26 protein-coding genes are annotated in these 21,739 nt (G+C 63.5%); 10 read left to right on the forward strand and 16 right to left on the reverse strand.

The window, feature by feature from the left end:
• Positions 1 to 15: 15 nt before the first annotated feature.
• From BN69_RS14610 to BN69_RS14620, 3 genes are read left to right on the forward strand one after another with little or no spacing between them, the layout of a single operon-like run.
• Complete coding sequence (locus tag BN69_RS14610; RefSeq protein WP_014892409.1) at positions 16 to 1,428, forward strand: cation diffusion facilitator family transporter; 1,413 nt, start codon at positions 16 to 18, stop codon at positions 1,426 to 1,428.
• A gap of 33 nt (positions 1,429 to 1,461) precedes the next feature.
• On the forward strand, positions 1,462 to 1,719 hold the full coding sequence (locus BN69_RS14615) for an exodeoxyribonuclease VII small subunit (RefSeq protein WP_041926990.1): 258 nt from the start codon (positions 1,462 to 1,464) through the stop codon (positions 1,717 to 1,719).
• 42 nt (positions 1,720 to 1,761) lie between these two features.
• A complete protein-coding gene (locus BN69_RS14620; RefSeq protein ID WP_014892411.1) occupies positions 1,762 to 2,979 on the forward strand; it encodes a DUF2235 domain-containing protein in 1,218 nt (405 codons plus the stop codon).
• On the opposite strand, the gene BN69_RS14625 is transcribed toward BN69_RS14620, so the two are convergent.
• The 5 genes from BN69_RS14625 to BN69_RS14645 all read right to left on the reverse strand — a co-directional run bounded on the left by BN69_RS14625 (position 2,934) and on the right by BN69_RS14645 (position 7,814).
• The gene (locus BN69_RS14625) at positions 2,934 to 4,292 is read right to left on the reverse strand and encodes a DUF3422 family protein (protein WP_244434969.1); all 1,359 of its coding nucleotides are present in this window, start codon (positions 4,290 to 4,292) and stop codon (positions 2,934 to 2,936) included. The two genes, BN69_RS14620 and BN69_RS14625, sit on opposite strands and share 46 nt — an antisense overlap.
• Positions 4,293 to 4,321: 29 nt before the next feature.
• Positions 4,322 to 5,962: an alpha-D-glucose phosphate-specific phosphoglucomutase gene (locus BN69_RS14630; protein WP_014892413.1), complete on the reverse strand. Its 1,641-nt coding sequence runs from the start codon at positions 5,960 to 5,962 to the stop codon at positions 4,322 to 4,324.
• 137 nt (positions 5,963 to 6,099) lie between these two features.
• Positions 6,100 to 6,519, reverse strand: coding sequence for a hypothetical protein (locus BN69_RS14635; protein WP_014892414.1), 420 nt, complete (start codon positions 6,517 to 6,519; stop codon positions 6,100 to 6,102).
• 134 nt (positions 6,520 to 6,653) lie between these two features.
• Positions 6,654 to 7,121, reverse strand: a complete 468-nt coding sequence (locus BN69_RS14640) for a cyclic nucleotide-binding domain-containing protein (protein ID WP_014892415.1) — start codon at positions 7,119 to 7,121, stop codon at positions 6,654 to 6,656.
• 60 nt (positions 7,122 to 7,181) lie between these two features.
• On the reverse strand, positions 7,182 to 7,814 hold the full coding sequence (locus BN69_RS14645; protein ID WP_014892416.1) for a response regulator transcription factor: 633 nt from the start codon (positions 7,812 to 7,814) through the stop codon (positions 7,182 to 7,184).
• An 85-nt stretch (positions 7,815 to 7,899) separates the two neighbouring features.
• Here BN69_RS14645 and BN69_RS14650 point away from each other — a divergent pair, with 85 nt between their 5' ends.
• Positions 7,900 to 8,442, forward strand: a complete 543-nt coding sequence (locus tag BN69_RS14650; protein WP_014892417.1) for a L,D-transpeptidase family protein — start codon at positions 7,900 to 7,902, stop codon at positions 8,440 to 8,442.
• Between the two features lie 587 nt (positions 8,443 to 9,029).
• On the opposite strand, the gene BN69_RS19300 is transcribed toward BN69_RS14650, so the two are convergent.
• From BN69_RS19300 to BN69_RS14665, 3 genes are all read right to left on the reverse strand, one after another.
• Positions 9,030 to 9,611 (reverse strand): hypothetical protein, encoded by a 582-nt coding sequence (locus BN69_RS19300; RefSeq protein WP_148277133.1) that lies wholly within the window; start codon positions 9,609 to 9,611, stop codon positions 9,030 to 9,032.
• Positions 9,612 to 9,677: 66 nt separating this feature from the next.
• Positions 9,678 to 9,974, reverse strand: coding sequence for a hypothetical protein (locus BN69_RS19305; protein ID WP_148277134.1), 297 nt, complete (start codon positions 9,972 to 9,974; stop codon positions 9,678 to 9,680).
• A complete protein-coding gene (locus BN69_RS14665) occupies positions 9,971 to 10,654 on the reverse strand; it encodes a YggS family pyridoxal phosphate-dependent enzyme (protein ID WP_014892420.1) in 684 nt (227 codons plus the stop codon). Before BN69_RS14665 ends, BN69_RS19305 begins: the two co-directional genes overlap by 4 nt.
• Before the next feature lie 186 nt (positions 10,655 to 10,840).
• On the opposite strand from BN69_RS14665, the gene BN69_RS14670 reads away from it, so the two are divergent.
• From BN69_RS14670 to holA, 4 genes are all read left to right on the forward strand, one after another.
• Positions 10,841 to 11,404, forward strand: a complete 564-nt coding sequence (locus BN69_RS14670) for an HdeD family acid-resistance protein (RefSeq protein ID WP_014892421.1) — start codon at positions 10,841 to 10,843, stop codon at positions 11,402 to 11,404.
• A gap of 145 nt (positions 11,405 to 11,549) precedes the next feature.
• Complete coding sequence (gene leuS / locus BN69_RS14675; protein ID WP_014892422.1) at positions 11,550 to 14,186, forward strand: leucine--tRNA ligase; 2,637 nt, start codon at positions 11,550 to 11,552, stop codon at positions 14,184 to 14,186.
• 82 nt (positions 14,187 to 14,268) lie between these two features.
• The gene (locus tag BN69_RS14680; RefSeq protein WP_014892423.1) at positions 14,269 to 14,802 is read left to right on the forward strand and encodes an LPS assembly lipoprotein LptE; all 534 of its coding nucleotides are present in this window, start codon (positions 14,269 to 14,271) and stop codon (positions 14,800 to 14,802) included.
• Positions 14,803 to 14,827: 25 nt separating this feature from the next.
• Positions 14,828 to 15,853 carry a DNA polymerase III subunit delta gene (holA, locus tag BN69_RS14685; RefSeq protein ID WP_014892424.1) on the forward strand — a complete coding sequence of 342 codons (1,026 nt, stop codon included), beginning with the start codon at positions 14,828 to 14,830 and terminating at the stop codon, positions 15,851 to 15,853.
• Between the two features lie 9 nt (positions 15,854 to 15,862).
• Here holA and BN69_RS14690 read toward each other — a convergent pair whose 3' ends face one another.
• From BN69_RS14690 to BN69_RS14700, 3 genes are read right to left on the reverse strand one after another with little or no spacing between them, the layout of a single operon-like run.
• Positions 15,863 to 16,516 carry a glutathione S-transferase family protein gene (locus BN69_RS14690; RefSeq protein WP_014892425.1) on the reverse strand — a complete coding sequence of 218 codons (654 nt, stop codon included), beginning with the start codon at positions 16,514 to 16,516 and terminating at the stop codon, positions 15,863 to 15,865.
• The gene (locus tag BN69_RS14695) at positions 16,516 to 16,872 is read right to left on the reverse strand and encodes a DUF1428 domain-containing protein (protein ID WP_014892426.1); all 357 of its coding nucleotides are present in this window, start codon (positions 16,870 to 16,872) and stop codon (positions 16,516 to 16,518) included. Before BN69_RS14695 ends, BN69_RS14690 begins: the two co-directional genes overlap by 1 nt.
• A complete protein-coding gene (locus BN69_RS14700) occupies positions 16,869 to 17,303 on the reverse strand; it encodes a VOC family protein (protein ID WP_014892427.1) in 435 nt (144 codons plus the stop codon). Before BN69_RS14700 ends, BN69_RS14695 begins: the two co-directional genes overlap by 4 nt.
• Positions 17,304 to 17,359: 56 nt before the next feature.
• Here BN69_RS14700 and BN69_RS14705 point away from each other — a divergent pair, with 56 nt between their 5' ends.
• Positions 17,360 to 18,061: a winged helix-turn-helix transcriptional regulator gene (locus tag BN69_RS14705; protein ID WP_014892428.1), complete on the forward strand. Its 702-nt coding sequence runs from the start codon at positions 17,360 to 17,362 to the stop codon at positions 18,059 to 18,061.
• A 3-nt stretch (positions 18,062 to 18,064) separates the two neighbouring features.
• Here BN69_RS14705 and purQ read toward each other — a convergent pair whose 3' ends face one another.
• The 5 genes from purQ to BN69_RS14730 all read right to left on the reverse strand — a co-directional run bounded on the left by purQ (position 18,065) and on the right by BN69_RS14730 (position 21,128).
• The gene (gene purQ, locus BN69_RS14710) at positions 18,065 to 18,754 is read right to left on the reverse strand and encodes a phosphoribosylformylglycinamidine synthase subunit PurQ (RefSeq protein WP_014892429.1); all 690 of its coding nucleotides are present in this window, start codon (positions 18,752 to 18,754) and stop codon (positions 18,065 to 18,067) included.
• Between the two features lie 105 nt (positions 18,755 to 18,859).
• Complete coding sequence (purS, locus tag BN69_RS14715) at positions 18,860 to 19,096, reverse strand: phosphoribosylformylglycinamidine synthase subunit PurS (RefSeq protein WP_014892430.1); 237 nt, start codon at positions 19,094 to 19,096, stop codon at positions 18,860 to 18,862.
• Between the two features lie 66 nt (positions 19,097 to 19,162).
• Positions 19,163 to 19,726: a Uma2 family endonuclease gene (locus BN69_RS14720; RefSeq protein ID WP_014892431.1), complete on the reverse strand. Its 564-nt coding sequence runs from the start codon at positions 19,724 to 19,726 to the stop codon at positions 19,163 to 19,165.
• A gap of 20 nt (positions 19,727 to 19,746) precedes the next feature.
• A complete protein-coding gene (purC, locus tag BN69_RS14725; protein ID WP_014892432.1) occupies positions 19,747 to 20,541 on the reverse strand; it encodes a phosphoribosylaminoimidazolesuccinocarboxamide synthase in 795 nt (264 codons plus the stop codon).
• 317 nt (positions 20,542 to 20,858) lie between these two features.
• Entirely contained in the window at positions 20,859 to 21,128 is a 270-nt protein-coding gene (locus tag BN69_RS14730; protein ID WP_041927415.1) for a hypothetical protein, read from the reverse strand.
• 253 nt (positions 21,129 to 21,381) lie between these two features.
• Between BN69_RS14730 and BN69_RS14735 the strand changes: the two genes are divergently transcribed.
• Positions 21,382 to 21,705, forward strand: coding sequence for a DUF1476 domain-containing protein (locus BN69_RS14735; RefSeq protein ID WP_014892434.1), 324 nt, complete (start codon positions 21,382 to 21,384; stop codon positions 21,703 to 21,705).
• Positions 21,706 to 21,739 lie beyond the last annotated feature (34 nt).

Here is a 21,739-nt window from a genome sequence, read left to right on the forward strand (position 1 = left end):
TAGGTGCCTAGCGACGTGACCGAGACGAAGGCTGTTCCTCGAGCGGCGCCGAGCGTCAAGCTGGCGGCCGCCAAGGCGTCGATCGCCGCCAGCGCTCTGCTCGCGGCGGCGAAGCTTGCGGCCGGCCTGTGGTCCGGATCGCTCGCGCTGCTGTCCGAGTCCGGGCACGCCTTCGTGGACACCGGCGCGACAGTGCTGACCTTCTTCGCGGTGCGCGAAGCAGAAAAACCTGCGGACGAGGAACATCACTATGGCCATGGCAAATATGAGGCGCTGGCCGCGCTGATCCAAACCGGCTTCCTCTTCGGCCTCGCCTTGTTCATCGTCGGCGAAGCCTGGAGGCGGTTGCAGGAAACAGATGTCGTGATCGACGCCGGCTGGCCGATCTATGGCGTTCTGGTCGTCTCGATCGTCGTCGATTTCGTGCGCTCGCGGCAGCTGCGGCGGATCGCAAAGGAAGAGGGCAGCGACGCGCTGGCCGCTGACGCGCTGCATTTTTCGAGCGATCTGGTGTCATCGGCGCTGGTGCTGCTCGGTCTCATTGCGGCGCATTATGGGTTCGAGCGCGGCGACGCGCTCGCCGCCTTGGGCGTCGCCGCTTTTATCGCCGTCGCGGGATTTCGGCTGGGCCGTCGCACGATCGACACGCTGCTCGACGCCGCGCCGCGGGAAATGGCGCCGCATCTCGAGAGGGCGATCATCGACGTGCCGGGCGTCATCGCGATCGATTCGCTGCGCTTGCGCACGATCGGCCCTGACATCGTCGGCGAAGCGACGATTGGCGTTTCGCGCGGCTTGCGCGTCGAGCAGGCGGCGCGCATCAAATCGGCCGTCGCCGAAGCGATCGCCACAGTCACGCCGCGCGCCCGGGTCACGCTGTCGATCGAGCCGCGGGCGCTTGACGACGAAACGATCGCGGAACGCATCCTGCTGGTCGGCGCGCGTCGCCACATTCACGCTCATCATGTCATCGCCCAGCAAATCCAGGGCAGGCTATCGATCGGCGTCGACGTCGAGCTCGATGGCGCCATGCCGCTCGGCCGGGCGCACGCGATCGCCGCCGACTTCGAGAGCGCGCTGCGCGACGAATTCGGCGCCGACGCCGAAGTCGACACGCATATCGAGCCGCTGGAGATGCAACTGCTCGCGGCGCAGGTCGCCGATCGCGGTCCTGCCGGCGCGATTGAAGCGGCGCTCGCGCGGGTCGCCGCTCAGACCCGACCGCCGGCGCAAGTGTGGGACGTGCGAGTCCGCGAAACGGCCGGAGGCTTCGTCGTCAACTTCCGCTGCCGTCTCGACGCGGCCGTGTCCGTGCAAAGCGCCCATGACGCGCTTGACGAGATCGAGCGCCGCACGCGCGAGGAATTTCCAGCGATTCTGCGCATCGTCGGCCGCGCCGAGCCGGGCGATCGCTCGGCCGCCGCATAGCCAAGGATGCGCGCTTCGTCTATGAGAGACGCCATGACGCAGGAGCCGGACGCCGCCGCAGACATCGCCTCGATGCCTTTCGAACAGGCGATGCAGGAGCTGGAACGCATTGTCGGCGATCTGGAGAAGGGCGCCGTCTCGCTCGACGAGTCGGTGAAGCTCTATGCGCGCGGCAAGGCGCTGCAGGCGCGCTGCGAAGCGCTTCTCGCCGAGGCCGAAGCCCGCATCGAGAAAATCACGCTCGGCGAGAACGGCCAGCCGACAGGAGTCGCGCCTTTCGACGTCCAGTGATATGTTCTTGCCGCAATTTTCATTACGATAAGGAATATTGCCATGCCCAAGAAGCTGGTCATTTTTTGTGACGGCACGTGGAACGAGTTGATCGAGCGCGGCACTAACGTTCTACGGACTTTACAGGCGTTCGAGAGCGCTGACAGCGACGGCAACCCGCAGCTCGTGCACTATATTGCAGGCGTTGGAACGCGACGCGGCGAGAAATTCAAGGGGGGAACTTTCGGGTACGGCATTTCGAACAACATCAAGGATGCCTATTCCTTCCTTGTGAGCAATTACGACGAGAACGATGAAATTTATTTATTCGGGTTTAGCCGGGGCGCTTACACCGCGCGAAGCATAGCGGGTTTGGTTCATAACCTTGGAATTCTCAAGCGATGCAATATGCCTCGGGTTTCGATCGCCTACGATCATTACAAGGACAGGAAGTCAGAGGGCTGGAAACCAAAGGGCGCCGACGCGATAAAGTTTAGAGCTGAACACTGCCATCCTTGGCCCGTCAGAATCCGGTTTCTTGGCGTATGGGACACGGTTGGCGCGTTGGGCGCGCCCTATGGTGAATTCTTAGGCTACTTGGTTGATAAGCTGTTTGGGTGCAGTTTCCATGACGTGGAGTTAAGCGAGAGTGTTGAAAGCGCGTATCACGCTCTGGCCGCGGACGAGCGTCGCTGGCCTTTTCGACCGGCGCCGGTCAAGTTGACCGACTACCATCTGCAGCGGAACGAGCGCAATATATCCGAGCATGGATTTCCGCTTTACAAACAAAAGTGGTTTCCAGGCGTGCATTCCAATGTCGGCGGCGGCTACTCTCGATATGGATTATCCGACGGCGCGCTGGAATGGATGGCGGAATGCGCGCGAAGGAACGAGCTTAACATCGCGCCGCTGGCCACAGCGAGATTTTCCGCGGATCGCACCTTCAAAAAAGATTATTCGCAGCCCATCGAAAGGAGCCAAAAGCTCTATTATCAATTACTGACGGCGGCGTTTGTCAAAGCGCCTTCGCTATTTGGAATCAGGTCCGTCTACCCGCGCTGCGATCACCCACTCGTTGAGCACGTTACCTGGTCCGGCGAATATATTCGGCCGATTGGCCCCGACGAAGACATCGAAGCCGTGCAAGAGAAGCGGAAAATCGATCCAGCATACGACAAGATGTGGCGTGATCTTGAGGCCGCTCGGAATCGCCGTCCTCTGATAAGCACGGCAGTTCAATCCAATTGTTCCTCCTCCGCCGCCTCTCGCGACAATCTGTGAACGCGGGCCATAAACGCGATAGCGATGAGCACAGCGATCGGCATCGCGAGGGCGGCGACGAGATCGGCGGAAACCTGCGGCGGAAGGGCGCCCGCGGCCTTGAGCCCCTTGGCGATAAAGCTGAAGAGTCCGGTGAGAAAATAGGCGAGCCCGGCGATCGTGATTCCCTGCACGATGCGGTTGAGCCGCATCTGCAAACGCGTGCGGCGATTCATCTCTTCAAGCAGCGCGCCGTTCTGCCGCTCCATCTCCAGCGTGATTCCGGTGCGCATCAGATCGGTCGCGCGCTCGACCTGCGCCGAAAAGCGGGTCTGGCGAGCCTCGACGGCGTTGCAGGTTTCGATCGCTGGATCAAGGCGCGCATTGAGGAAATCCGACATCGTCACATATTGGCCTTCGCGCCGTTCCTGCAGCTGCGAGAGCCGGTTCTTCACCAGCGCGCGATAGGCGCGGCTCGCGTCGAAACGGAAGGCCGTGCGCATCGACAGCGCCTGACCGCACGCGAGCAGGTCCGAGAGCCGCTTTAGCAAAAGGTAATTGACGCGCATGTCATGCGCTTCGTTCAGCGCTTCGGTGATGCCCGAAAGCTCTCGCTCCATGTTGGCGAGCTGCGGCGAAACCTGCCGCGCGAGCGGCAGCCCGAGCAGCGCCATCGTGCGATAAGTCTCGATCTCGAGGACGCGCTGCGCGAGACGGCCGGCTTCGAACCGCGGCAGCGCCGTTCCGCGGATCAGCATGCGCGTAAAGCCGTATGCGTCGACGGCGAAGTCGGTCAGAACCTGCGCGTCGCGATCTTCAACGCCGACGACGCAGAGACTCTGCGAATTGAAATAGGAGGCAAGGTCTTCGACCGATCGCGCGCCGTCGACGACGCAGAGCTGCGTCGCGACGATGAGAACGCCCGGCGGCTTGAAGGCGATTTCGCCCGCTTTGAACGGATCGGCGTGCGCGAAGGGGATATCGGCGCCGACGCCGGTCGACCAGCTGTAGGTGGTGAATTCGCTATGCTGCTCCCAGCGAAGCCGCCAGTCGCCGAAGATAAAATAGTGGAATCGCGCGCATGGATCCGGCGCCAGCACGCCATGCGCGAGCGCGAGCGCGCCGATCGCTTCACGGTCGGCCGCCGCCGCTTCGTGATCCGTGGCGAAGGCATAGTGATAGATGCGCCGCGGCGCGTCGAGCGGCAGGAACGGCCGCGCGTGCAGCTCCGCGAGAACCGCCTCGCGGAAGGGATGCTCGCTGAGAGGGGTGGGTTCGACTTCGCTGATTCCCATTGCGTCCTTTGGCGCGCATTGGAGGGCTGCATCATTCACGCGACTGAATCCTGTTCCCAGCCTGGGGCTCAGGTGATGACGCTCGGCGCGGCGCGCTGCGTATAGCGCTCGATGGCGGCGATTTCGCGCGATAGTCTCACGAGATCGGCGAGCGCCGCCTCGGTCTCCATATGCTGCCGCGCGGGATCGGGTTCGTAGCGCTCGATATAGACGCGCAGCGTCGCGCCGGCCGTGCCGGTGCCCGACAGCCGGTAAACGATCCGCGAGCCGTCGGCGAAGATCACCCGCAAGCCCTGATGCTGCGAGTCCGAGCCGTCCACCGGATCGTGATAGGCGAAGTCGTCGGCCGTCGCGACTTCGAGAGCGCCGAAATTTTGGCCCTTGAGAGTCGGCAGACGCTGGCGCAGCGCGTCGATCAGCGCATGGGCGCCGTCGCTCGCGACCTCCTCATAGTCGTGACGGGAATAATAGTTGCGCCCATAGGTCGTCCAATGTTGTCGAACGATGGCGTCGACGCTCTCCTTGCGCGCGGCGAGAATGTCGAGCCAGAACAGCACCGCCCATAGCCCGTCCTTCTCGCGCACATGATCGGAGCCGGCGCCGGCGCTTTCCTCGCCGCAGATCGTCACGAGGCCGGCGTCGAGCAGATTGCCGAAATATTTCCAACCCGTCGGCGTTTCGAAGAGCGGGACGCCGAGCCTTGCCGCGACGCGGTCGGCGGCGGCGCTCGTCGGCATGGATCGCGCAAGTCCTGCGACGCCCTTGCGATAGCCGGGCGCAATCGTGGCGTTGGCCGCGAGGATCGCGAGACTGTCCGACGGCGTGACGAAACGCCCGCGGCCGATGATGAGATTGCGGTCGCCGTCGCCGTCCGACGCGGCGCAAAGATCGGGCGCGGCGGCCGACATGGCGAGATCGTAAAGATGTCTCGCGTGGACGAGATTGGGATCGGGATGATGGCCGCCGAAATCGGGCAGCGGCGTCGCATTGATGACGCTGCCCGGCCGCGCTCCGAGCTCCTCTTCGAACAGCACGCGCGCATAGGGGCCGGTGACGGCCGACATGGCGTCGAAGGTGAAGGTGAAGCCCGACCGAAAAGCGTCGCGGATGCGATCGAAATCAAAGAGCGTCTGCATCAGCGCTTTGTAATTCGCGACGCTGTCGACGACATCGACGCGCATGTCGCCGAGGCGCGTTTCGCCGAGCCTGTCGATATCGACGTCCTGCGCGTCGACGATCCTGAACGACGTGATCTCGCGGGTGCGCGCGTAGATCGCGTCCGTCACCTTCTCCGGCGCCGGACCGCCGTTCGCGACATCGTATTTCACGCCGAAGTCGCCGTGCGGGCCGCCAGGGTTGTGGCTGGCGGACAGCACGATTCCGCCGAAAGCCGTAAGCCCGCGAATGAGCGCCGAAGCTGCGGGGGTCGACATTATGCCGCCCTGTCCGATGACGATGCGGCCGACGCCGTTGGCGGCGGCGATCTTCAGGATCTTTTGAATCGCCTCGCGGTTGTAATAGCGGCCGTCGCCGCCGACGACGAATGTTGCGCCCCGATATCCCTCCAGACTGTCGAAAATCGATTGAATGAAGTTTTCAAGATAGTGGCGCTGCTGGAAGACCGCGACTTTCTTGCGCAGGCCGGATGTGCCCAGGCGTTGATCGGCGTAGGGCGTCGTTGCGATCGTGGTCGCCTGTGAATTCGCCATGTGGGCGGAGGCCTCGCGTGTTTCGTGGCGCCGCGGGGGCGCGGCGCCCGCTTCTACAATTCGTCCCCGGCGACGCCAAAAGGGCGGCGCGAGCGAATCCCGCGCCGCCTTTCAGACTGCCTGGAGAAATTTCGAGCTTACCAGCCCCAGCCGCCCCAGCCGCCGCCCCAGCCAGCGCCCCAGCCGCCGCCCCATCCGACGTAGGGATCTCCCCATCCGCTATAGGCGCTCGGGTAATAGCCATAGCCATAGCCGTAGGGGTAGCCATAATAATCGCCGTAAGCGCTCGACGCCGCGAGGCCGGCGCCCAGCAGTCCGAGACCGACGCCCGCGGCGACGGCGGCGCCGGGGTTGTAGTAGCCCCGCCGATAGGCGTAGCCACGGCCGCCGCGATAGCCCCAGCCGCGACGATACCAAACATTTTCGACCGGGCTCGAAGGTGCGACAATTAACCGATCGGGCGCGCTCATCGGCCCGGCGATCGCTTCCGGAACGGCGGTCGCCAATGTCGCGCTGCAGAGCGCGCCGGACAGCGCCAATTTCAGGCCTTTTCGCATCGTTCATCCTCCTCCTGGCGCGGCGTCCCGCCGCGCTGCGCCGCAAGCTCCCCTGGAGCTCACGCCGCACTAACAACCTACTTAGGCGCAAATTGATCCGCTGCGAGAGGCTGAAACGTGACTTTTTTTGGCGTTTACCTTAAGCGCCCGACGTCGCCGTCGGACGCCGACGCCTCGGCGCCGATATCGTGGATGAAATCCAAGAGCCTGCATCGAAAGAAATCGCGCACGCGAGCGGCGGTCGCCGGATGCTGCTCCAAAATCAAATGAAACAATGGCCGCAGGATCTTAAGCACCGTAGCCGGCTCCTGCGCGATCGCGGCCGCGGGGCGCGTCGACGGCGCGAGGAGGGCGGTTTCGCCGATCAGCGTCCAGGGCCGAACGATCTTCGACTGAGGACGTCCGTCGTTTGCGGCGATCAGCGCGATCGACCCCAAGGTGAGCACATAGCCGCCGTCCGACATTTCGCCGCGTTGAAACAGGACGTCGCCGGCGCGCAGCAGGCGCGTTTCTGTGGAAAGCGCGAGCATACGCAGGGCGTTGGGCTCGAAGATCGAAAAGAGGGGGATGCGCGCGAGATTGTCGATATCGTCCAGCGTCATGTCACTTTGTTCGGCGTCCCCCACGCTATCTCTATATGCGCCGGCGGCGCGGCGTAAGCGTCAAGACGCGGGGTCCTCTTCGCTGGCGGCGAGCCGGTAGCCGTCGCCTTCGGTTTTGATCCAGCGCGGCCGTTCGGGCGACTGTTCGAGCTTGCGTCTCAGACGGTGAATGTGCGTTTCGAGCGTACGGGTCGACAAATTCGGACCATAGCCCCACACGTCGCGCAGCAGCGCCGCGCGAGACACCGTCGCGCCGTGCGCGCGCGCCAGCCGCGTGAGAATCGCCGTCTCCTTTTCGGTCAGTTTTAAGCGCGCGCCGGAAGGCGCCCGCAGTTCGCCGGCCTCGAAATGATAGGGGCCGACAGCCGCCCGAGACGGCGCCGCATCTAGCAGCGCGACCAATTCCGCAAAGCGGAAGGGGCGCGTCACGACGGCGTCCACCCCCTGCGGCGGCGATGTCGGCGCGTCGGCGATCAGCACGACGCGCGTCACGCAGCCCCGCGCGCGCGCCTCGGCGAGCGCCTCTGGGTCGCAATGGGCTTCGTCCAGGACCGCCGCATCCGGCCAATCCTCTCCGGGCGCGCCGATCCGGCCCTCGCGCAGCGCATAGCGGCCGAGCGCGGCGAATTGCTCGACGAGCGTCGCCCGCAACTGGGGTTCGGCGGCGATGACCAGAGCGCGCGGAAAGAACATCGGCCGGGGCCGCTCCTCGCTTCGAAGAGAATATTCCTGCTATAGGCGGTCAGACGCGCCGGCGCGCGGCAGCATATAACGCATCATGCCTCGACGAACGAACCGGACGAAATCTGCCGGACTGGCCTTGCTGCGCGTCACGCGGCGCATAGGCGGGCGCTCGCACGAAGGGCGGCTGATCGCAGGGACGCTCGTTCTCCCCTGCGCGCTGGGCCGCAGCGGCGTTGCGCGCAACAAGCGGGAAGGCGACGGCGCGAGTCCGGCCGGCCGCTGGCCGCTCCTCTATTTTTACCTGCGCGCGCCGGCGCCCCTGCGTCTGCCATGGCGGCGCACGCGGCCGCACGACCTCTGGTGCGACGATCCGCGCTCCTTTCTCTATAACAAACCGCTGCGGGCGCCCTCGCGCCTCGGCCATGAGGAAATGTGGCGAAAGGACGCGCTCTACGACGCCGTCGGCGTGATGGGCTACAATCTTCGTCCTCGGCTGCGCGGTCGCGGCAGCGCGATTTTCTTTCATATCGCCACGGAAGATCTTTCGCCCACAGCCGGCTGCGTCGCATTGCGCGCCCGCGACATGGCGCGGCTTCTGCCGAGGTTGCGGCGCGGCGCGATCATCGAGGTGCGCTAGCCGCATACGCGATTGTAAGAACTACTATCATTTAGCTGATGCAAGTCCCTGAACGGGCGCGTTTTGCAGCGATCCGCGACAGTCGGCGCATGAGCATACGCGGCGGTTAAGCAAGGCGCTGTGCGCTCTAGGAGGCAATTACGATCATTGGCTCCGCCGATAGAGGCGGAAATGTGTTTTTGAACCTTGTCGCCAATATCTCAAAAAACCACCATTACGTAGGCTTTCAGCCCTTGTCTGAGCGTTATGCGATCCCCACCTACGCTCCATCCAATAGATGGAGGCGAATTATGCCATTCGTTACGCTAACCCCCAGCGAAATAGCTGTCTTAATGAGGCAAGACCCGTCCAGGAAGAATCGCGGCGGGTGGCAACGCCTGATCGTTACGCTCCAAGAAAAACTGGATGCAGCGACAGGCGCGCTTTTCCTGGATCGCAAGGACCTTGAGCGGATACCGCGTTACGCCTTTGATTATAAGAACGGCGGATGGGAAAATTATTTGAAGGCCGTCTTTCGGCGAACGCTTGGCCCGAAGCTTGGGAGGCCGTAGGAGAGATAGGTCAACTCTCGCTACGGCACGACTTCATTAGTGCTGGGCAGGTAGTCGCCTAAAAATCGACACGCCACGGAAGCGATGGTTTGTGCTCTTCCACATTCCGATCGTCGCTTCCAGAGCAAAGGCGTCCTTCCGATACATTGGAAGTACTTGATCCAACCAAACGACATGCGCGCCTTCGGGCAAACGCTGTAAGGCGCGCATTACCGTGTTACGTTTTACCATGCTAGTCCCGTAGTGCTCGCAATCTTCAACGCTGTAAGGCGGGTCTGCGAGAACTAGATCATATTTCTGGAGCGGCACATTTTCGAGTCGCTGCGCATCGTCGATATAGGTCGGCTTGAGTTCCGGATTAATATCTACGGTGTCGCCGGGGAAAACGCTTAAATCAACCTTCCCGCTGAAAAGGTGCAAGACCTTTTCCTTTTCTGGGAAAAGCGCTTTGACGCGCTTCAAATATCCAGCCGGATATCCTCCGTAATATTCAGACTTTACCCGATAGTCGTTGCCCATGATCCAGGTGCCGACAACGCGGCCATCTCCTGATGCGAACAAACTGCGCGGGAAACCCGTCTTAGCGACATAGTTGTCTATTCGATTTTCCCACCGCATGGCGTGCTCCAAAAAAACTGATTCGGAGTTTCTGCCATCTTGATTGAGAAAAGTACAGCGCTGTCTTCAGCGTGGTGATTCAATTTGCGACAGATGGGCGCAATTTTCATTTGCGTCGTCCCAACCGTCAAACCACGCCTCCCAAAACGTTGTTCCGTAGTGGTCATCCTCATATGGATTTTCGTGACGCTGAATGCCAGCTTCAAAAGCTTGGCACCCGCGTAGGTATGGTTCGTTGTCGTTTGCTTCAATCTGCATCTGGACCTCAACGGTTCCGTTCAAATGGTGCAAGCGCTCCGCTACCAATATCTTTCCACTGGGACGATACCGGCCGGACAAGTCATGGATAATGGCCAGGCTCATTGGGCCGGCGCGTCGGGATAGTCGCGCTCGCCCATGATCGCCGAGCCGACCCGGACATAGGTCGCCCCTAACTGGATCGCGAGTTCGAAATCCGAACTCATCCCCATGGAGAGTTCGGCGATTCCGTTGCGCGCGGCGATGTCGGCGAGCAGCGCGAAATGCGGAGACGCCTGTTCGCCCACGGGCGGCACGCACATCAGCCCTTCGATGTTCAATCCATACGCGTCGCGGCAGGCGGCCAAAAAACTGTCGGCGTGTTCGGGAAGGACCCCGGCCTTTTGCGGCTCGGCGCCGGTGTTGACCTGAACGAAAAGCCGCGGGCGCTTGCCGGTCCTGGCGATTTCCTCGGACAGCGTCTTGGCGATCTTCTCGCGGTCGACGCTTTCGATGACGTCGAAGAGCTCCACCGCCTCACGCGTCTTATTCGACTGCAGCGGGCCGATGAGATGCAGCTCGATGTCCGGATATTTTTCGCGCAGCTGCGGCCATTTCGACAAAGCCTCCTGCACGCGGTTTTCCCCGAAGACGCGATGGCCCGCTTCCAGCAGCGGAATCATCTCCTCGGCCGGAAAGGTCTTGGTGACGCAGACGAGGCGAATGGAGCCAGGATCGCGGCCGCAGTCCACTGCAGCGCGGCGAATCGCTTCGCGTGTCGATTCAAGGCGATCGGCGGCTCCCATGGCGCGAAAATCGCGATTTCGGCGGCCGGGTCAAGCGCCGAATCTTTTACGTCTTCGCAGCGCGGAACTTCGCGCAGTCCGGCGCGTTAAGCTTCCGGCGGGGAAGGCGCGGGATTGTCGCGACGTTCATGATTGAGAAACGCGTCCCGTCTACCAAGATTGCTCCCACTGAATTGGAGGCCGACGATGGTCAATGACAGCCTGACTTACGACGGGCGCATGATGCATTTGCATCATCTGCGCCGCAAATGGGGATGGATCGTCGCGCTCGGCGCGCTCATGCTCGCCGGCGGACTGTTTGCGCTCTATGACGTGACGACCGCCACGCTCGTGACCGTGTTCTATGTCGGCGCGGCGATGCTCGTCGCGGGCGCGATGGAGATCATCACCGCCGTTCAGATCCGGCCCTGGACCAGGGCGCTGCTGTGGGGCGCGATCGGGATCATCACGATCGTCGCGGGCTTTCTGGTCTTCCGCGATCCTTTGCTCGCGGCGGTGTCGCTGACGGCGATCATCGGCGCCGCGCTGGTCGTCGCCGGCCTGTTCAAGCTGATCCTCGCCTGGCACATCCGCGACGTCGGCCCTTGGGGCCTCGTGGCGTTCTCGGGCGTGATCAGCATTGTGCTGGGCGGAATGATCCTGGCCCAGTGGCCGATGTCCGGCCTCTATATCCTTGGCCTCTTCCTCGCGATCAATCTGATCTTTGAGGGCGTCAGCTGGATCACCGTCGGGCTTTCGGCGAAGGCCTGAGTTCATGGGGAATTGTCGGGGGCCGCGCTTGCGGTCCTCGAGCTTTTTCGCGGCGCCGCGAACGGCTCCTGCCTTTGACATCGCTTGGGCCGCCCGGCATTAGAGGCGCAATCCCGCAAGCCTTTTGACCGGACGCGCCAGCCAGATGAGACCCGAACGCTATAATTTCGCCGAGGCGGAGCCGCGCTGGCAAAAGATTTGGGAAGAAAAACAGTCTTTTAAGGCAGGCGACCGCGCCGGCGCGCCCAAATATTACGTGCTCGAGATGTTTCCCTATCCCTCGGGCCGGCTGCACATGGGCCATGTGCGCAATTACTCGATGGGCGACGTCATCGCCCGCTTCATGCGCGCCAAGGGCTTCGACGTCCTGCATCCGATGGGGTGGGACGCCTTCGGCCTTCCCGCCGAAAACGCCGCGGCGCAGACCGGCGCGCCGCCCGCGCAATGGACCTACGCCAATATCGCGGCGATGCGCGCGCAGCTAAAAACGCTGGGCCTGTCGCTCGACTGGTCGCGCGAGATCGCGACCTGCGATCCCGACTATTACAGACATCAGCAGAAGCTCTTCCTCGATTTCCTCAAAGCCGGCATCGTCGACCGCAAGAAATCGAAGGTGAACTGGGACCCGGTAGATATGACCGTGCTCGCCAATGAGCAGGTCATCGACGGGCGCGGCTGGCGCTCGGGCGCGCTGGTCGAGCAGCGCGAGCTGACGCAGTGGTTCTTGAAGATCACCGACTATTCCGAAGAGCTGCTCGCCGCGCTCGACGAGCTTGAGCGCTGGCCCGACAAGGTGCGGCTGATGCAGCGCAACTGGATCGGGCGCTCGGAAGGCATGCTCGTGCGCTTCGCGCTCGCGCAGCCGCTCGGAGACATGCGCGAGATCGAGGTGTTCACCACCCGCGCCGACACGCTGTTTGGCGCGAAATTCGTCGCGCTTGCCGCGGACCATCCGCTGGCGAAAGCCGCCGCGCAGAAGGACCCGGCGCTCGCCGCCTTCGCCGACGAGTGCCGGCGCGGCGCGACATCCGCCGAAGCGATCGAGACCGCGGAAAAGATGGGCTACGACACGGGGCTGCGCGTCGTTCATCCGTTCGATCCGAATTGGACGCTGCCGGTCTATGTCGCGAATTTCATTCTGATGGACTACGGCACGGGCGCGATCTTCGGCTGCCCGGCGCATGACCAGCGCGACCTCGACTTCGCGACGAAATATGCGCTCGGCTTCAAGGTCGTGGTCTGTCCGCAGGAACTGGCCCCCGAAGAACTCGAAAAGCGGATCGCCGAAAACGGCGAAGCCTTCGAGGCCGAGGGCAGGCTGGTCAATTCCGCCTTTCTCGACGGCATGGCCGTGCAGCAGGCGAAGGAAGAGGTCGCCAACCGGCTGACGACGACGGCGCTGTTCGACCGGCCGCAAGGCGCGCGCAAGGTGAATTTCAAGCTGCGCGACTGGGGGATTTCGCGCCAGCGCTATTGGGGCTGCCCGATCCCGATCATCCATTGCGAGACCTGCGGGCCGGTCCCGGTTCCCGAGGCCGATCTGCCGGTCAGGCTGCCGGAAGACGTCTCCTTCGACCAGCCGGGCAATCCGCTCGATCGCCACGCAAGTTGGAAGAACGTCCCCTGTCCCTCCTGCGGCGCGCCGGCGCGGCGCGAGACCGACACGATGGACACGTTCGTCGACTCGTCCTGGTATTACGCGCGCTTCACCGACCCGCACAATGAGACGGCGCCGGCGGGCGCCGAGGCGCTCGCGCGCTGGCTGCCGGTCGATCAATATATCGGCGGCATCGAGCACGCGATTCTGCATCTTCTCTATTCGCGCTTCTTCGCGCGCGCCATGCGCGATAGCGGCCACGCCGCGGTCGCCGAGCCCTTCGCCGGACTCTTCACCCAGGGCATGGTCGTGCATGAGACCTATCGCGCGCCGGACGGCCAATGGGTCGCGCCCGACGCCATCCGCATCGAGTCCAGGGATGGCGGCCGCCGCGCCTTTCTCATCGACGGCGATGTGGAGATCGACATCGGCCCAATCGAGAAAATGTCGAAGTCGAAAAAGAACACGGTCGACCCCGACGACATCGTCGCGAGCTATGGCGCCGATACGGCGCGCCTGTTCGTTTTGTCCGACAGTCCGCCCGATCGCGACGTCGTCTGGTCGGACGAGGGCGCGCAGGGCGCCTGGCGCTTCGTCCAGCGCCTGTGGCGCCTGACCGGCGAACTCGGCCGGGTGGCGGCGCCCGTCGGGGCCGAGCCGCCGGCGGCGTTTCACGATCTCGCGCTCGTCGTGCGCAAGGCGACGCATCGTTCGATCGCCCAGGCGAGCGAGAATATCGAGCGGTTGCGCTTCAACAGCGCCATCGCCCGCATCCGCGAATTCGCCAATGAGCTGACGAGCGCGCTCGACGCCGTGACCGAAACGCCGGTTCCCGCCGATCTCGCCTTCGCCTTCCGCGAGGCGGCGGACGTCCTCGTTCGGCTTGTCGCGCCGATGACGCCGCATGTCGCCGAGGAATGCTGGGCCGATTTGGGCCACAAAGGTCTGGTTGCTGAAGCGCCTTGGCCGGCGGCCGATCCTACCCTGTTGGCCCAGGAGATGATAAGCCTGCCGGTGCAGGTCAACGGCAAAAAGCGCGCCGAAATTCTTGTCGCCCATGACGCCGACGAAGAAACGATTCGCAAAGAAGCTTTGGCGCAAGATGGCGTTCAGCGCGCCATGGAAGGCAGACCGCTGAGGAAGTTCATTCTCGTTCCGAAAAGGATCGTCAATGTGGTCGTCTAGCAAATCGGCAGTCGGCAGGTCGGCAGTCGGCGCGCGTCCTACTGCCGAAGACCGACCGCCGACCGCCCTCTTCCGGCAAGTGATGGTTGTCGTGGCGGCGCTGCTCGCCCTGCCGCTGGCCGGCTGCATCCAGCCGCTTTACGCGCCGGCAGGATTTGGGCTCGACTCCGCGCCGCTCGCGGCCGAACTGCAGTCGATCGCGGTTGACGAAATTCCGCAGCGGCTCGGCCACTATGTCCGAAACGAGTTGATCTTCGGTCTGAACGGCACCGGCTCGCAGCCGCCGCCGCGCTACCGTCTGATGGTTGTGCTCCGCGAGCGCGTGCAGACGCCGATTCTCGACACCGTGACTGGCCGCGCCACCTCGGCGACGGTGATCGTCGACGCCGAATATCGGCTGGTCACCTTGCCTGATGAGGTGGAGGTCACCAAAGGCGTCGCGTTCAACATCGCAAGCTACGATCGTTTCTCGAACCGCTTCTCCAATGTGCGCGCCGCGCGCGACGCGGAGATCCGCAACGCCCGGGTCATCGCCGAATCGATCCGCACCAGAATCGCCACCGTGCTCGCCACGCGCCTGTCGCCTGTCCCGCCGCCCGCCGTCGTTCGCTATTGACGGCGGAGACGGACAACAGCGCCTCATGACGGCGGTCAAGAATCGCGACGCCGAACGCTTCATCGCCGCCCCGCCGGAGGGCCTTTTCCTTTTTCTTGTCTTCGGTTCGGACGCCGGAATGGTGCGCGAGCGCGCGCTCGCGCTCGTCGAAAAACGCGTCGACGATCGCCGCGATCCGTTTCAATTCGTCGAGATGAGCGGCGATGGCGTCGCCGCCGATCCGCTTGCGCTGCTCGACGAGGCCAACACCACGCCGCTCTTTGGCGGACGGCGCGCCATCCTTGTCGAGACCGGCGCGAAATCCGTCATTCCGGCGCTGACGTCGCTGATCGGCGCGCCGCCGGCGCATTGCACGATCGTGCTGACGGCCGGCGCGCTGCGGCGCGACTCGCCGCTGCGCAAGCTGGTCGAGGGCGCCAAGCAGGGCGCGGCCATCGAGTGCCAGCCCGATGCGGAAGCGGATTTGCAGGCGCTGATCGATCGCAGCCTGCGCGAGGCTGGTCTGGTCGCCAGTCCCGAGGCCCGCAGCCTGCTCCTCGGCGCGCTGGGCGAGGACCGGCTGATGAGTCGCGGCGAGCTTTCAAAGCTCGCGCTCTATATGCACGGCCGCGAACATGTCGAGGCCAAGGACGTCGAAGCGATCGTCGCCCATGCCTCGAACATCGCGTCGGATCGCATGGTGACGGCGGCTTTCGCGGGCGCCGCCGATGTCGGCGCGGCGCTCGACGCGTATTTTGCGCAGGATGGCGACGCGCAGCAGCTTCTCATCGGCGCGCTGCGCTACGCCGTGGCGCTGCATCGCGCCCGTCTCGCCATGGAGCGCGAGGGCGGTCGACCCGACGCCGGCGTCTCGGCGCTGATGCGCGCCGGCTTCGGTTTCATGCACCGCGCGCAGATGGACGAGCAGCTCAAGAGCTGGTCGTCCGCGCGTCTTGGCGCGCTGATCGAGCCGCTGCGCGCCGCGCAGACGCGGGCGCGCGCCAACGCCGGCGTGGCGCAAATGGAGGCCGAGCGCGCGCTGTGGAACGTCGCGCGCGCGGCGCGGCGATAAAGGGCCGAGTCAGTCCCGGTCCGGCGCGCCGGGAGGAAAATAAGCGCGATAGGGTCTTGCTTCGTCGACGGCTCTCGCGAAGGAGGGGCGCGCGAGAAGCCGCGCGCGATAGGCCTTTGCATTGACGAGCGCGTTGTCGATGGGGTGCGTCCAATCGGCGTAGAAAAGCGCTGGGGCGGCCGCGCAATCGGCGAGCGAGAATTCCTCTCCCGCCGCCCATTCGCGGTCCTTCATCTTGTCGTTCAGCCAGCCATATGCCGTGTCCAGCGCCCGACGCGCTTCAGCGACGCCAAATGAATCGCGATCCTCTTCCGCACGCAGACGATCAAACACGATTTTTTGCATCGGCGTCATGATGTAATTGTCGAAGAACCGATCCAAGAAGCGGACCTCGACCGCCGCATGCCGGTCCGTCGGCAGGAGAGGGCTTCGGCCAGGATGATGGAGGTCGAGGTATTCGATGATGACGCTAGCCTCCATGACGCTGCGATCATCGTCGAGCAGAAGCGGAAAGCGCTTGATCGGCCAAAGGCCGATCCATTTGGCAGCCGCTTGCTTGTCCTCAAGCGACCGAAACTGGAAGGGCGTCTCGTTCTCGTAAAGCGCAATAAGCGCCTTTTGCGTATAGGACGAAAACGGATGCCCGTAGAGCTTCAGCGTCATCACGCTTTCTCATCGAGCAGAGGCTCGAAGCCGCCAAAGATCATCCGCTTGCCGTCGAAGGGCATGTCGCCGAGCGCCTTCATGCGCGGATCCTCATACATTTTCTTGTGGCTCGCGTCGCGTATGTCCTTCGACGGCCAGACAATCCATGAGAAAACCACCTGCTCGCCGGATTGCGCGGCAACCGCGCGTTTGAAGTCGGTGAGCTTGCCGTCAGGCAAATCGTCGCCCCAGCATTCCATCAGTTCCAGCGCGCCGAATTCCTTGAAGATCGGCCAGGCGAGTGCGGCCATTTTCCTGTAGGCCTCCTTGTTTTCCGCCGGTACGGGAATCACGAAACCGTCGACATAGCTCATTGCGCCGCTCCTTCTTTCTGACACGCCTTTGAGGCGGCCTCGGCGTCCATCCACATAATCTCCCAGATATGACCGTCGAGATCTTCGAAGCTGCGGCCATACATGAAGCCGAAATCTTGGGTCGGCGTCGGATCCGCCGCGCCGCCGGCGCGCGTCGCATTCTCGACGAGCGCGTCGACATCGGCGCGGCTGTCGGCCGAGATACAGATCAGGACTTCTGCGGTCCTATGCGCATCGGCGATCTGCTTCGTCGTGAACTGCCGAAATTTCTCATGCGTCAGAAGCATTGCGTGAATCGTATCGGAGAAAACCAGGCAGGATCCGGTGTGGTCGGAGAACTGCGGGTTCTTCCTGGCCCCGATCGCCTCGTAGAAAGCGGTCGCCTTGGGCAGATCGGCGACCGGAAGATTGACGAAGATAAGCTTGGACATGGACGCTCCTCTCGCAGCCGTTGCCGAAGCTACCGCATAAGTTATAAAATGCAACAATGAAGTTAGAAAAACTAACTAAAAGGCCGCGCGCGGCGCGCAAAGACCCTGCCGCGCGGCGTTACGACGACGCCTGCGGCGCCGCCCATGCGCTTGATCTGATTGGCGAACGCTGGGCGCTGCTGGTGATGCGCGAATTGATGTTCGGCCCGAAAAGATTCAGCGACCTGCGCGCCGATCTTCCCGGGATCAGCGCCAATGTGCTGACGCAGCGGCTGGAGCGACTGGAGGAGATCGGCGCGCTGAGCCGGCGCAAGCTGCCGCCGCCGGCGGCGAGCCATGTCTATGAACTGACGCCCTGGGGCTATGAGATCGAGCCGGCGTTAAGCGTGCTCGGCCGCTGGGCGGCGCGCTCGCCGCTGCACGACCCGACGCTGCCTCTCAGCGCCGCCTCGCTGATGCTGTCGTTCAAAACGATGTTCGACGCGAGCAGGGCGAAGGGGTTGAACGCGCGCATCGGCTTTCGCATCGGCGACGAGACGTTCCTCGTCCATATTCATGGCGGCAAATGCGACGCCGCGCGGCAAGCGCTAGATGGCGCCGACGTCGTCTTCGCCGGGCAGGCGAGGGCGATCGCCGCGGCGGTCTATGGCGGCGCGCCGCTCGAGGCGCTTGAAGCGGAGAAGGCGCTCGCCATCGAGGGCGACCGCGCGCTCGCGAAACGCTTCACCGGGCTCTTTCCGCTGCCGCCAAAAGCGTGAGGATTACGCCGCGCTGGCGAGGCTCTCGAAAAGCGCCGAGCCGTCTGTCCCGCCGACCAGCGGGTCGATGAGATTTTCGGGATGCGGCATCAGGCCGAGCACATTGCGCCTTTCCGAATAAATGCCGGCGATGTCGTTGCGCGAGCCGTTGGGATTGGCGTCGCCGCCGACAGCGCCAGCGGAATCGCAATAGCGAAAGGCGACGAGGCCTTCGCCCTCCAGACGCTCGATCGTGGCGTCGTCGGCTTCGTAATTGCCCTCGCCATGCGCAATGCAGACTTCGATCGTCTGGCCCTTGGCGTATTGCCGCGTAAAGGCGGTGTCGTTGCACTCCACCCGAAGATGCTGCATCCGACAGACGAAGCGCAGATTGGCGTTGCGCATCAGCACGCCGGGCAGCAGGCCGCTTTCGCAAAGAATCTGGAAGCCGTTGCAGACGCCGAGCACCAGTCCGCCGCGCGCGGCATGCGCGCGCACCGCGTCCATGATGGCGGCGCGGCCGGCGATCGCGCCGCAGCGCAGATAGTCGCCGTAGGAAAAGCCTCCGGGCAACACCACAAGGTCGGTTCCGGCGGGCAGCTCATGGTCGGCGTGCCACAGCATCGCCGGCGGGCGTCCGGTCGCCTGTGTCAGCGCGCGGGCCATGTCGCCTTCGCGATTGGAGCCGGGAAAAACGACGACGGCGGCTTTCATGGGCGTGTCCTGAGCGAAAACTCGGCAGATCGGCAGTCGCCAGATCGGCAGTCGTAAGAGCTGCTCCGACTGCCGACGCACGAAGCCCGATCGCCGCGCATACCCTCACACATCGATCTGATAATTCTCGATCACCGTATTGGCGAGCAGCTTCTCGCAGGCGGTCTGCAACTGCGCCTTGGCGGCGACGGCGTCGGCGCCGGCGAGCTCCACGTCGAACACCTTGCCTTGCCGCACGCTGGCGACGCCTTCGACGCCGAGCGACTTCAGCGCGCCCTCGATCGCCTTGCCTTGCGGATCGAGGACGCCGGATTTGAGGGTGACGACGACGCGGGCTTTCATGCGCTGTTCCGAGTTCAGAAGATGGCCGAACGGTTACTGGCTCGACGCGCGAAGCGCAAGCCGGCCTTAGAGCAGACCCGTGCCGCGGTAGATGTCGCGTAAAGGCAGTCGTGCGCCGATGACGGGCAGGTCGAGCTCGCTTTCAGCCGCCTCGAATCGGCGCTCGGCGAAACCATTGGCGCGATCGAAGGAGACGACTTCGACCGCGTCCTGCGCGATGACCACATATTGCAGGAGCGAGGGCAGCGTCGCATAGGCTTTCCGCTTCCAGCGCAGATCCTTGTTCGCTGTGGACGGTGAAAGAACCTCAAACGCGACAATCATATCATTGCATTCGACGCCAGTGAGCGTCGCGGGTCGAATCAGAACGTCAGGAACTGGCACGCTGATGTCGGAAATGCGAACGCCCAGCCCCGGCAGCACCTCCCAGGGAGCGCCGGTCTCGCGCGCCAGCGCATCGAGCAGCACCGTGAGATCGCGAATGATCGTCTGATGCAGACGGCTGGCGGAAGCGTTCAAGACCAGCTCCCCTTCGATCAGCTCCCATTTTTCGTCGTCGGGGCGCGTGGCCGTGAACGCGAAGAATTCCTCCGCGCGCATCGGACCTGGTTCGAGATGAGGAACGCCCATGGCGGCCCTTCGGGGATCTCCTACTGCACCAGTTTCGGCGCGCCGGTGCGGATCGTCTCGTTTTCCTGCATGATGCCGAGACGGCGCGCGACTTCGGTATAGGCCTCGACCAGCCCGCCCAGATCGCGGCGGAAGCGATCCTTGTCGAGCTTGTCGTTCGACTTGATATCCCACAGCCGGCAGCTGTCGGGCGAAATCTCGTCGGCGACGACGATTCGCATCATGTCGCCCTCCCAGAGCCGACCGCATTCCATCTTGAAGTCGACGAGGCGGATGCCGACGCCGAGGAAGAGCCCGGAAAGGAAATCATTGACGCGGATGGCGAGCGCCATGACGTCGTCGATCTCCTGGGGAGTCGCCCAGCCGAAGGCGGTGATATGCTCCTCGGACACCATCGGGTCGTCGAGCGCGTCGTTCTTATAGTAGAATTCGATGATCGAGCGGGGCAGCTGCGTGCCTTCTTCCATCCCGAGGCGCTTGGCCAGCGAGCCGGCCGCGACATTGCGCACGACGACTTCGAGCGGGATGATCTCCACCTCGCGGATGAGCTGCTCGCGCATGTTCAGCCGGCGGATGAAGTGGGTCGGCACGCCGATGCTGTTCAAATGCTGGAAGATATATTCGGAGATCCGGTTGTTGAGCACGCCCTTGCCGTCGATCACCTCATGTTTCTTCGCGTTGAAGGCTGTGGCGTCGTCCTTGAAATGCTGAATCAAGGTGCCGGGCTCCGGGCCCTCATAGAGGACCTTGGCCTTGCCCTCGTAGATGCGGCGTCGGCGGTTCATTGGGATCAACCGGGGCTTGAGGAAGTCCATCTGGCGGGTCGTCGCTCCTCCGAAGTGTGAACGCTTGCCGGCTTCTGGGCGGCTCTCAGGGAGCGGCGGCGGGCGAGCGCCCTGCCGCGAGCACCGGCGGTCGTAGCGTCTTTGGCGGCCAGTGACAAGCCGACAGGGCACTCTATCGCAAAGGGAAAGACGATACAATGAAACTGACAGGGCGGCGGCCCGGCGGCGGCGCCCCCGGGGGGCCTCTCGAACGCGCGGGCGCCCCCAATTTGAGCAATTGGCCGGCGATTTCCCGGCGCGCCCGCTCGCCCCTGCAACGCTCAGGGCGCAAACGGAAGCCGCCTTGGCTACTTCCAGCCGGCCTGTTTCTCGCAGTCCTGCCGGGCCTCGGGATTGGCCTTTTCCCATTGGGTGACGGACCGGGTTTCGTCGTCGTCCATCTTCTCGTTCATGCATATGCAATAGGCGCGGATAATGGCGGGCGTCCCGCCTTCCTCGCCCTTGTTATCGCTGATGCATTGATTGATCCATTTGATGTCGTCGCTCGTCATTTTCTGGGCGAAGGCCGGGCTCGTAAGGGCCAAGGCGGATAAAACAGCGCATGCAAATTTCTTCATGAAGCGCCCCTGCTTTGTCCGATCGCCGGACGAAAACTCCACCCACGACAAATAGCCGCATCGGCGCCTTTTGCAATTCGGCGCCTATCCGCGCGGGCGCGCGCTGCGTGGCGGGCAGGGGGCGGTTTCGTCGCGGCCAGGACCACGCTTTCCGGCATTGGCTTTGCGCGCGAATACGCATATATCGAGCCCACGCCGATGCGGCGCATGATCGCCGAGTCCTGATTTAAGAACAACCCGGCCGAGGATGGACATGAGCACGTTCGACCAGCGCGAAGATTCCTTCGAAAAACGCTTTGTCCATGAAGAGGAGCTGCAGTTTCGCGCCGAAGCGCGCCGCAACAAGCTGCTCGGCCTCTGGGCGGCCGAAAAGCTCGGCAAGACGGGCGCCGAGGCGCAGGCCTATGCGGACGCCTTGGTCGCAGCGGAAGTCGCCGCCGACGCCGATGAGCGGGTCGTGGCTTTGGTCAAGAAGGATTTCGAGGCGGCGGGCGTGAACCAGTCCGAACATCAGATCCGCCGCACCATGGATGAGATGCTGACCAAGGCGAAGGCCGAGATCAAGGCCGGCGAATAGCCGCGGCCGACGGCCTTTATTCATCTTTTTTGGC

The organism is Methylocystis sp. SC2 (assembly GCF_000304315.1).
In the GTDB taxonomy this organism is placed as follows: Bacteria; Pseudomonadota; Alphaproteobacteria; order Rhizobiales; family Beijerinckiaceae; genus Methylocystis.

What these genes read in the sequence shown, in the direction of transcription:
- BN69_RS14615 (WP_041926990.1), top strand. Translation starts at nt 1,462, where the DNA reads ATGACGCAGGAGCCGGACGCCGCCGCAGACATCGCCTCGATGCCTTTC.
- BN69_RS14620 (WP_014892411.1), top strand. Translation starts at nt 1,762, where the DNA reads ATGCCCAAGAAGCTGGTCATTTTTTGTGACGGCACGTGGAACGAGTTG.
- BN69_RS14630 (WP_014892413.1), bottom strand. Translation starts at nt 5,962, where the DNA reads ATGGCGAATTCACAGGCGACCACGATCGCAACGACGCCCTACGCCGAT.
- BN69_RS14635 (WP_014892414.1), bottom strand. Translation starts at nt 6,519, where the DNA reads ATGCGAAAAGGCCTGAAATTGGCGCTGTCCGGCGCGCTCTGCAGCGCG.
- BN69_RS14640 (WP_014892415.1), bottom strand. Translation starts at nt 7,121, where the DNA reads ATGACGCTGGACGATATCGACAATCTCGCGCGCATCCCCCTCTTTTCG.
- BN69_RS14645 (WP_014892416.1), bottom strand. Translation starts at nt 7,814, where the DNA reads ATGTTCTTTCCGCGCGCTCTGGTCATCGCCGCCGAACCCCAGTTGCGG.
- BN69_RS14650 (WP_014892417.1), top strand. Translation starts at nt 7,900, where the DNA reads ATGCCTCGACGAACGAACCGGACGAAATCTGCCGGACTGGCCTTGCTG.
- BN69_RS19300 (WP_148277133.1), bottom strand. Translation starts at nt 9,611, where the DNA reads ATGCGGTGGGAAAATCGAATAGACAACTATGTCGCTAAGACGGGTTTC.
- BN69_RS19305 (WP_148277134.1), bottom strand. Translation starts at nt 9,974, where the DNA reads ATGAGCCTGGCCATTATCCATGACTTGTCCGGCCGGTATCGTCCCAGT.
- BN69_RS14665 (WP_014892420.1), bottom strand. Translation starts at nt 10,654, where the DNA reads ATGGGAGCCGCCGATCGCCTTGAATCGACACGCGAAGCGATTCGCCGC.
- BN69_RS14670 (WP_014892421.1), top strand. Translation starts at nt 10,841, where the DNA reads ATGGTCAATGACAGCCTGACTTACGACGGGCGCATGATGCATTTGCAT.
- leuS (WP_014892422.1), top strand. Translation starts at nt 11,550, where the DNA reads ATGAGACCCGAACGCTATAATTTCGCCGAGGCGGAGCCGCGCTGGCAA.
- BN69_RS14680 (WP_014892423.1), top strand. Translation starts at nt 14,269, where the DNA reads ATGGTTGTCGTGGCGGCGCTGCTCGCCCTGCCGCTGGCCGGCTGCATC.
- holA (WP_014892424.1), top strand. Translation starts at nt 14,828, where the DNA reads ATGACGGCGGTCAAGAATCGCGACGCCGAACGCTTCATCGCCGCCCCG.
- BN69_RS14690 (WP_014892425.1), bottom strand. Translation starts at nt 16,516, where the DNA reads ATGACGCTGAAGCTCTACGGGCATCCGTTTTCGTCCTATACGCAAAAG.
- BN69_RS14695 (WP_014892426.1), bottom strand. Translation starts at nt 16,872, where the DNA reads ATGAGCTATGTCGACGGTTTCGTGATTCCCGTACCGGCGGAAAACAAG.
- BN69_RS14700 (WP_014892427.1), bottom strand. Translation starts at nt 17,303, where the DNA reads ATGTCCAAGCTTATCTTCGTCAATCTTCCGGTCGCCGATCTGCCCAAG.
- BN69_RS14705 (WP_014892428.1), top strand. Translation starts at nt 17,360, where the DNA reads ATGAAGTTAGAAAAACTAACTAAAAGGCCGCGCGCGGCGCGCAAAGAC.
- purQ (WP_014892429.1), bottom strand. Translation starts at nt 18,754, where the DNA reads ATGAAAGCCGCCGTCGTCGTTTTTCCCGGCTCCAATCGCGAAGGCGAC.
- purS (WP_014892430.1), bottom strand. Translation starts at nt 19,096, where the DNA reads ATGAAAGCCCGCGTCGTCGTCACCCTCAAATCCGGCGTCCTCGATCCG.
- BN69_RS14720 (WP_014892431.1), bottom strand. Translation starts at nt 19,726, where the DNA reads ATGGGCGTTCCTCATCTCGAACCAGGTCCGATGCGCGCGGAGGAATTC.
- purC (WP_014892432.1), bottom strand. Translation starts at nt 20,541, where the DNA reads ATGGACTTCCTCAAGCCCCGGTTGATCCCAATGAACCGCCGACGCCGC.
- BN69_RS14730 (WP_041927415.1), bottom strand. Translation starts at nt 21,128, where the DNA reads ATGAAGAAATTTGCATGCGCTGTTTTATCCGCCTTGGCCCTTACGAGC.
- BN69_RS14735 (WP_014892434.1), top strand. Translation starts at nt 21,382, where the DNA reads ATGAGCACGTTCGACCAGCGCGAAGATTCCTTCGAAAAACGCTTTGTC.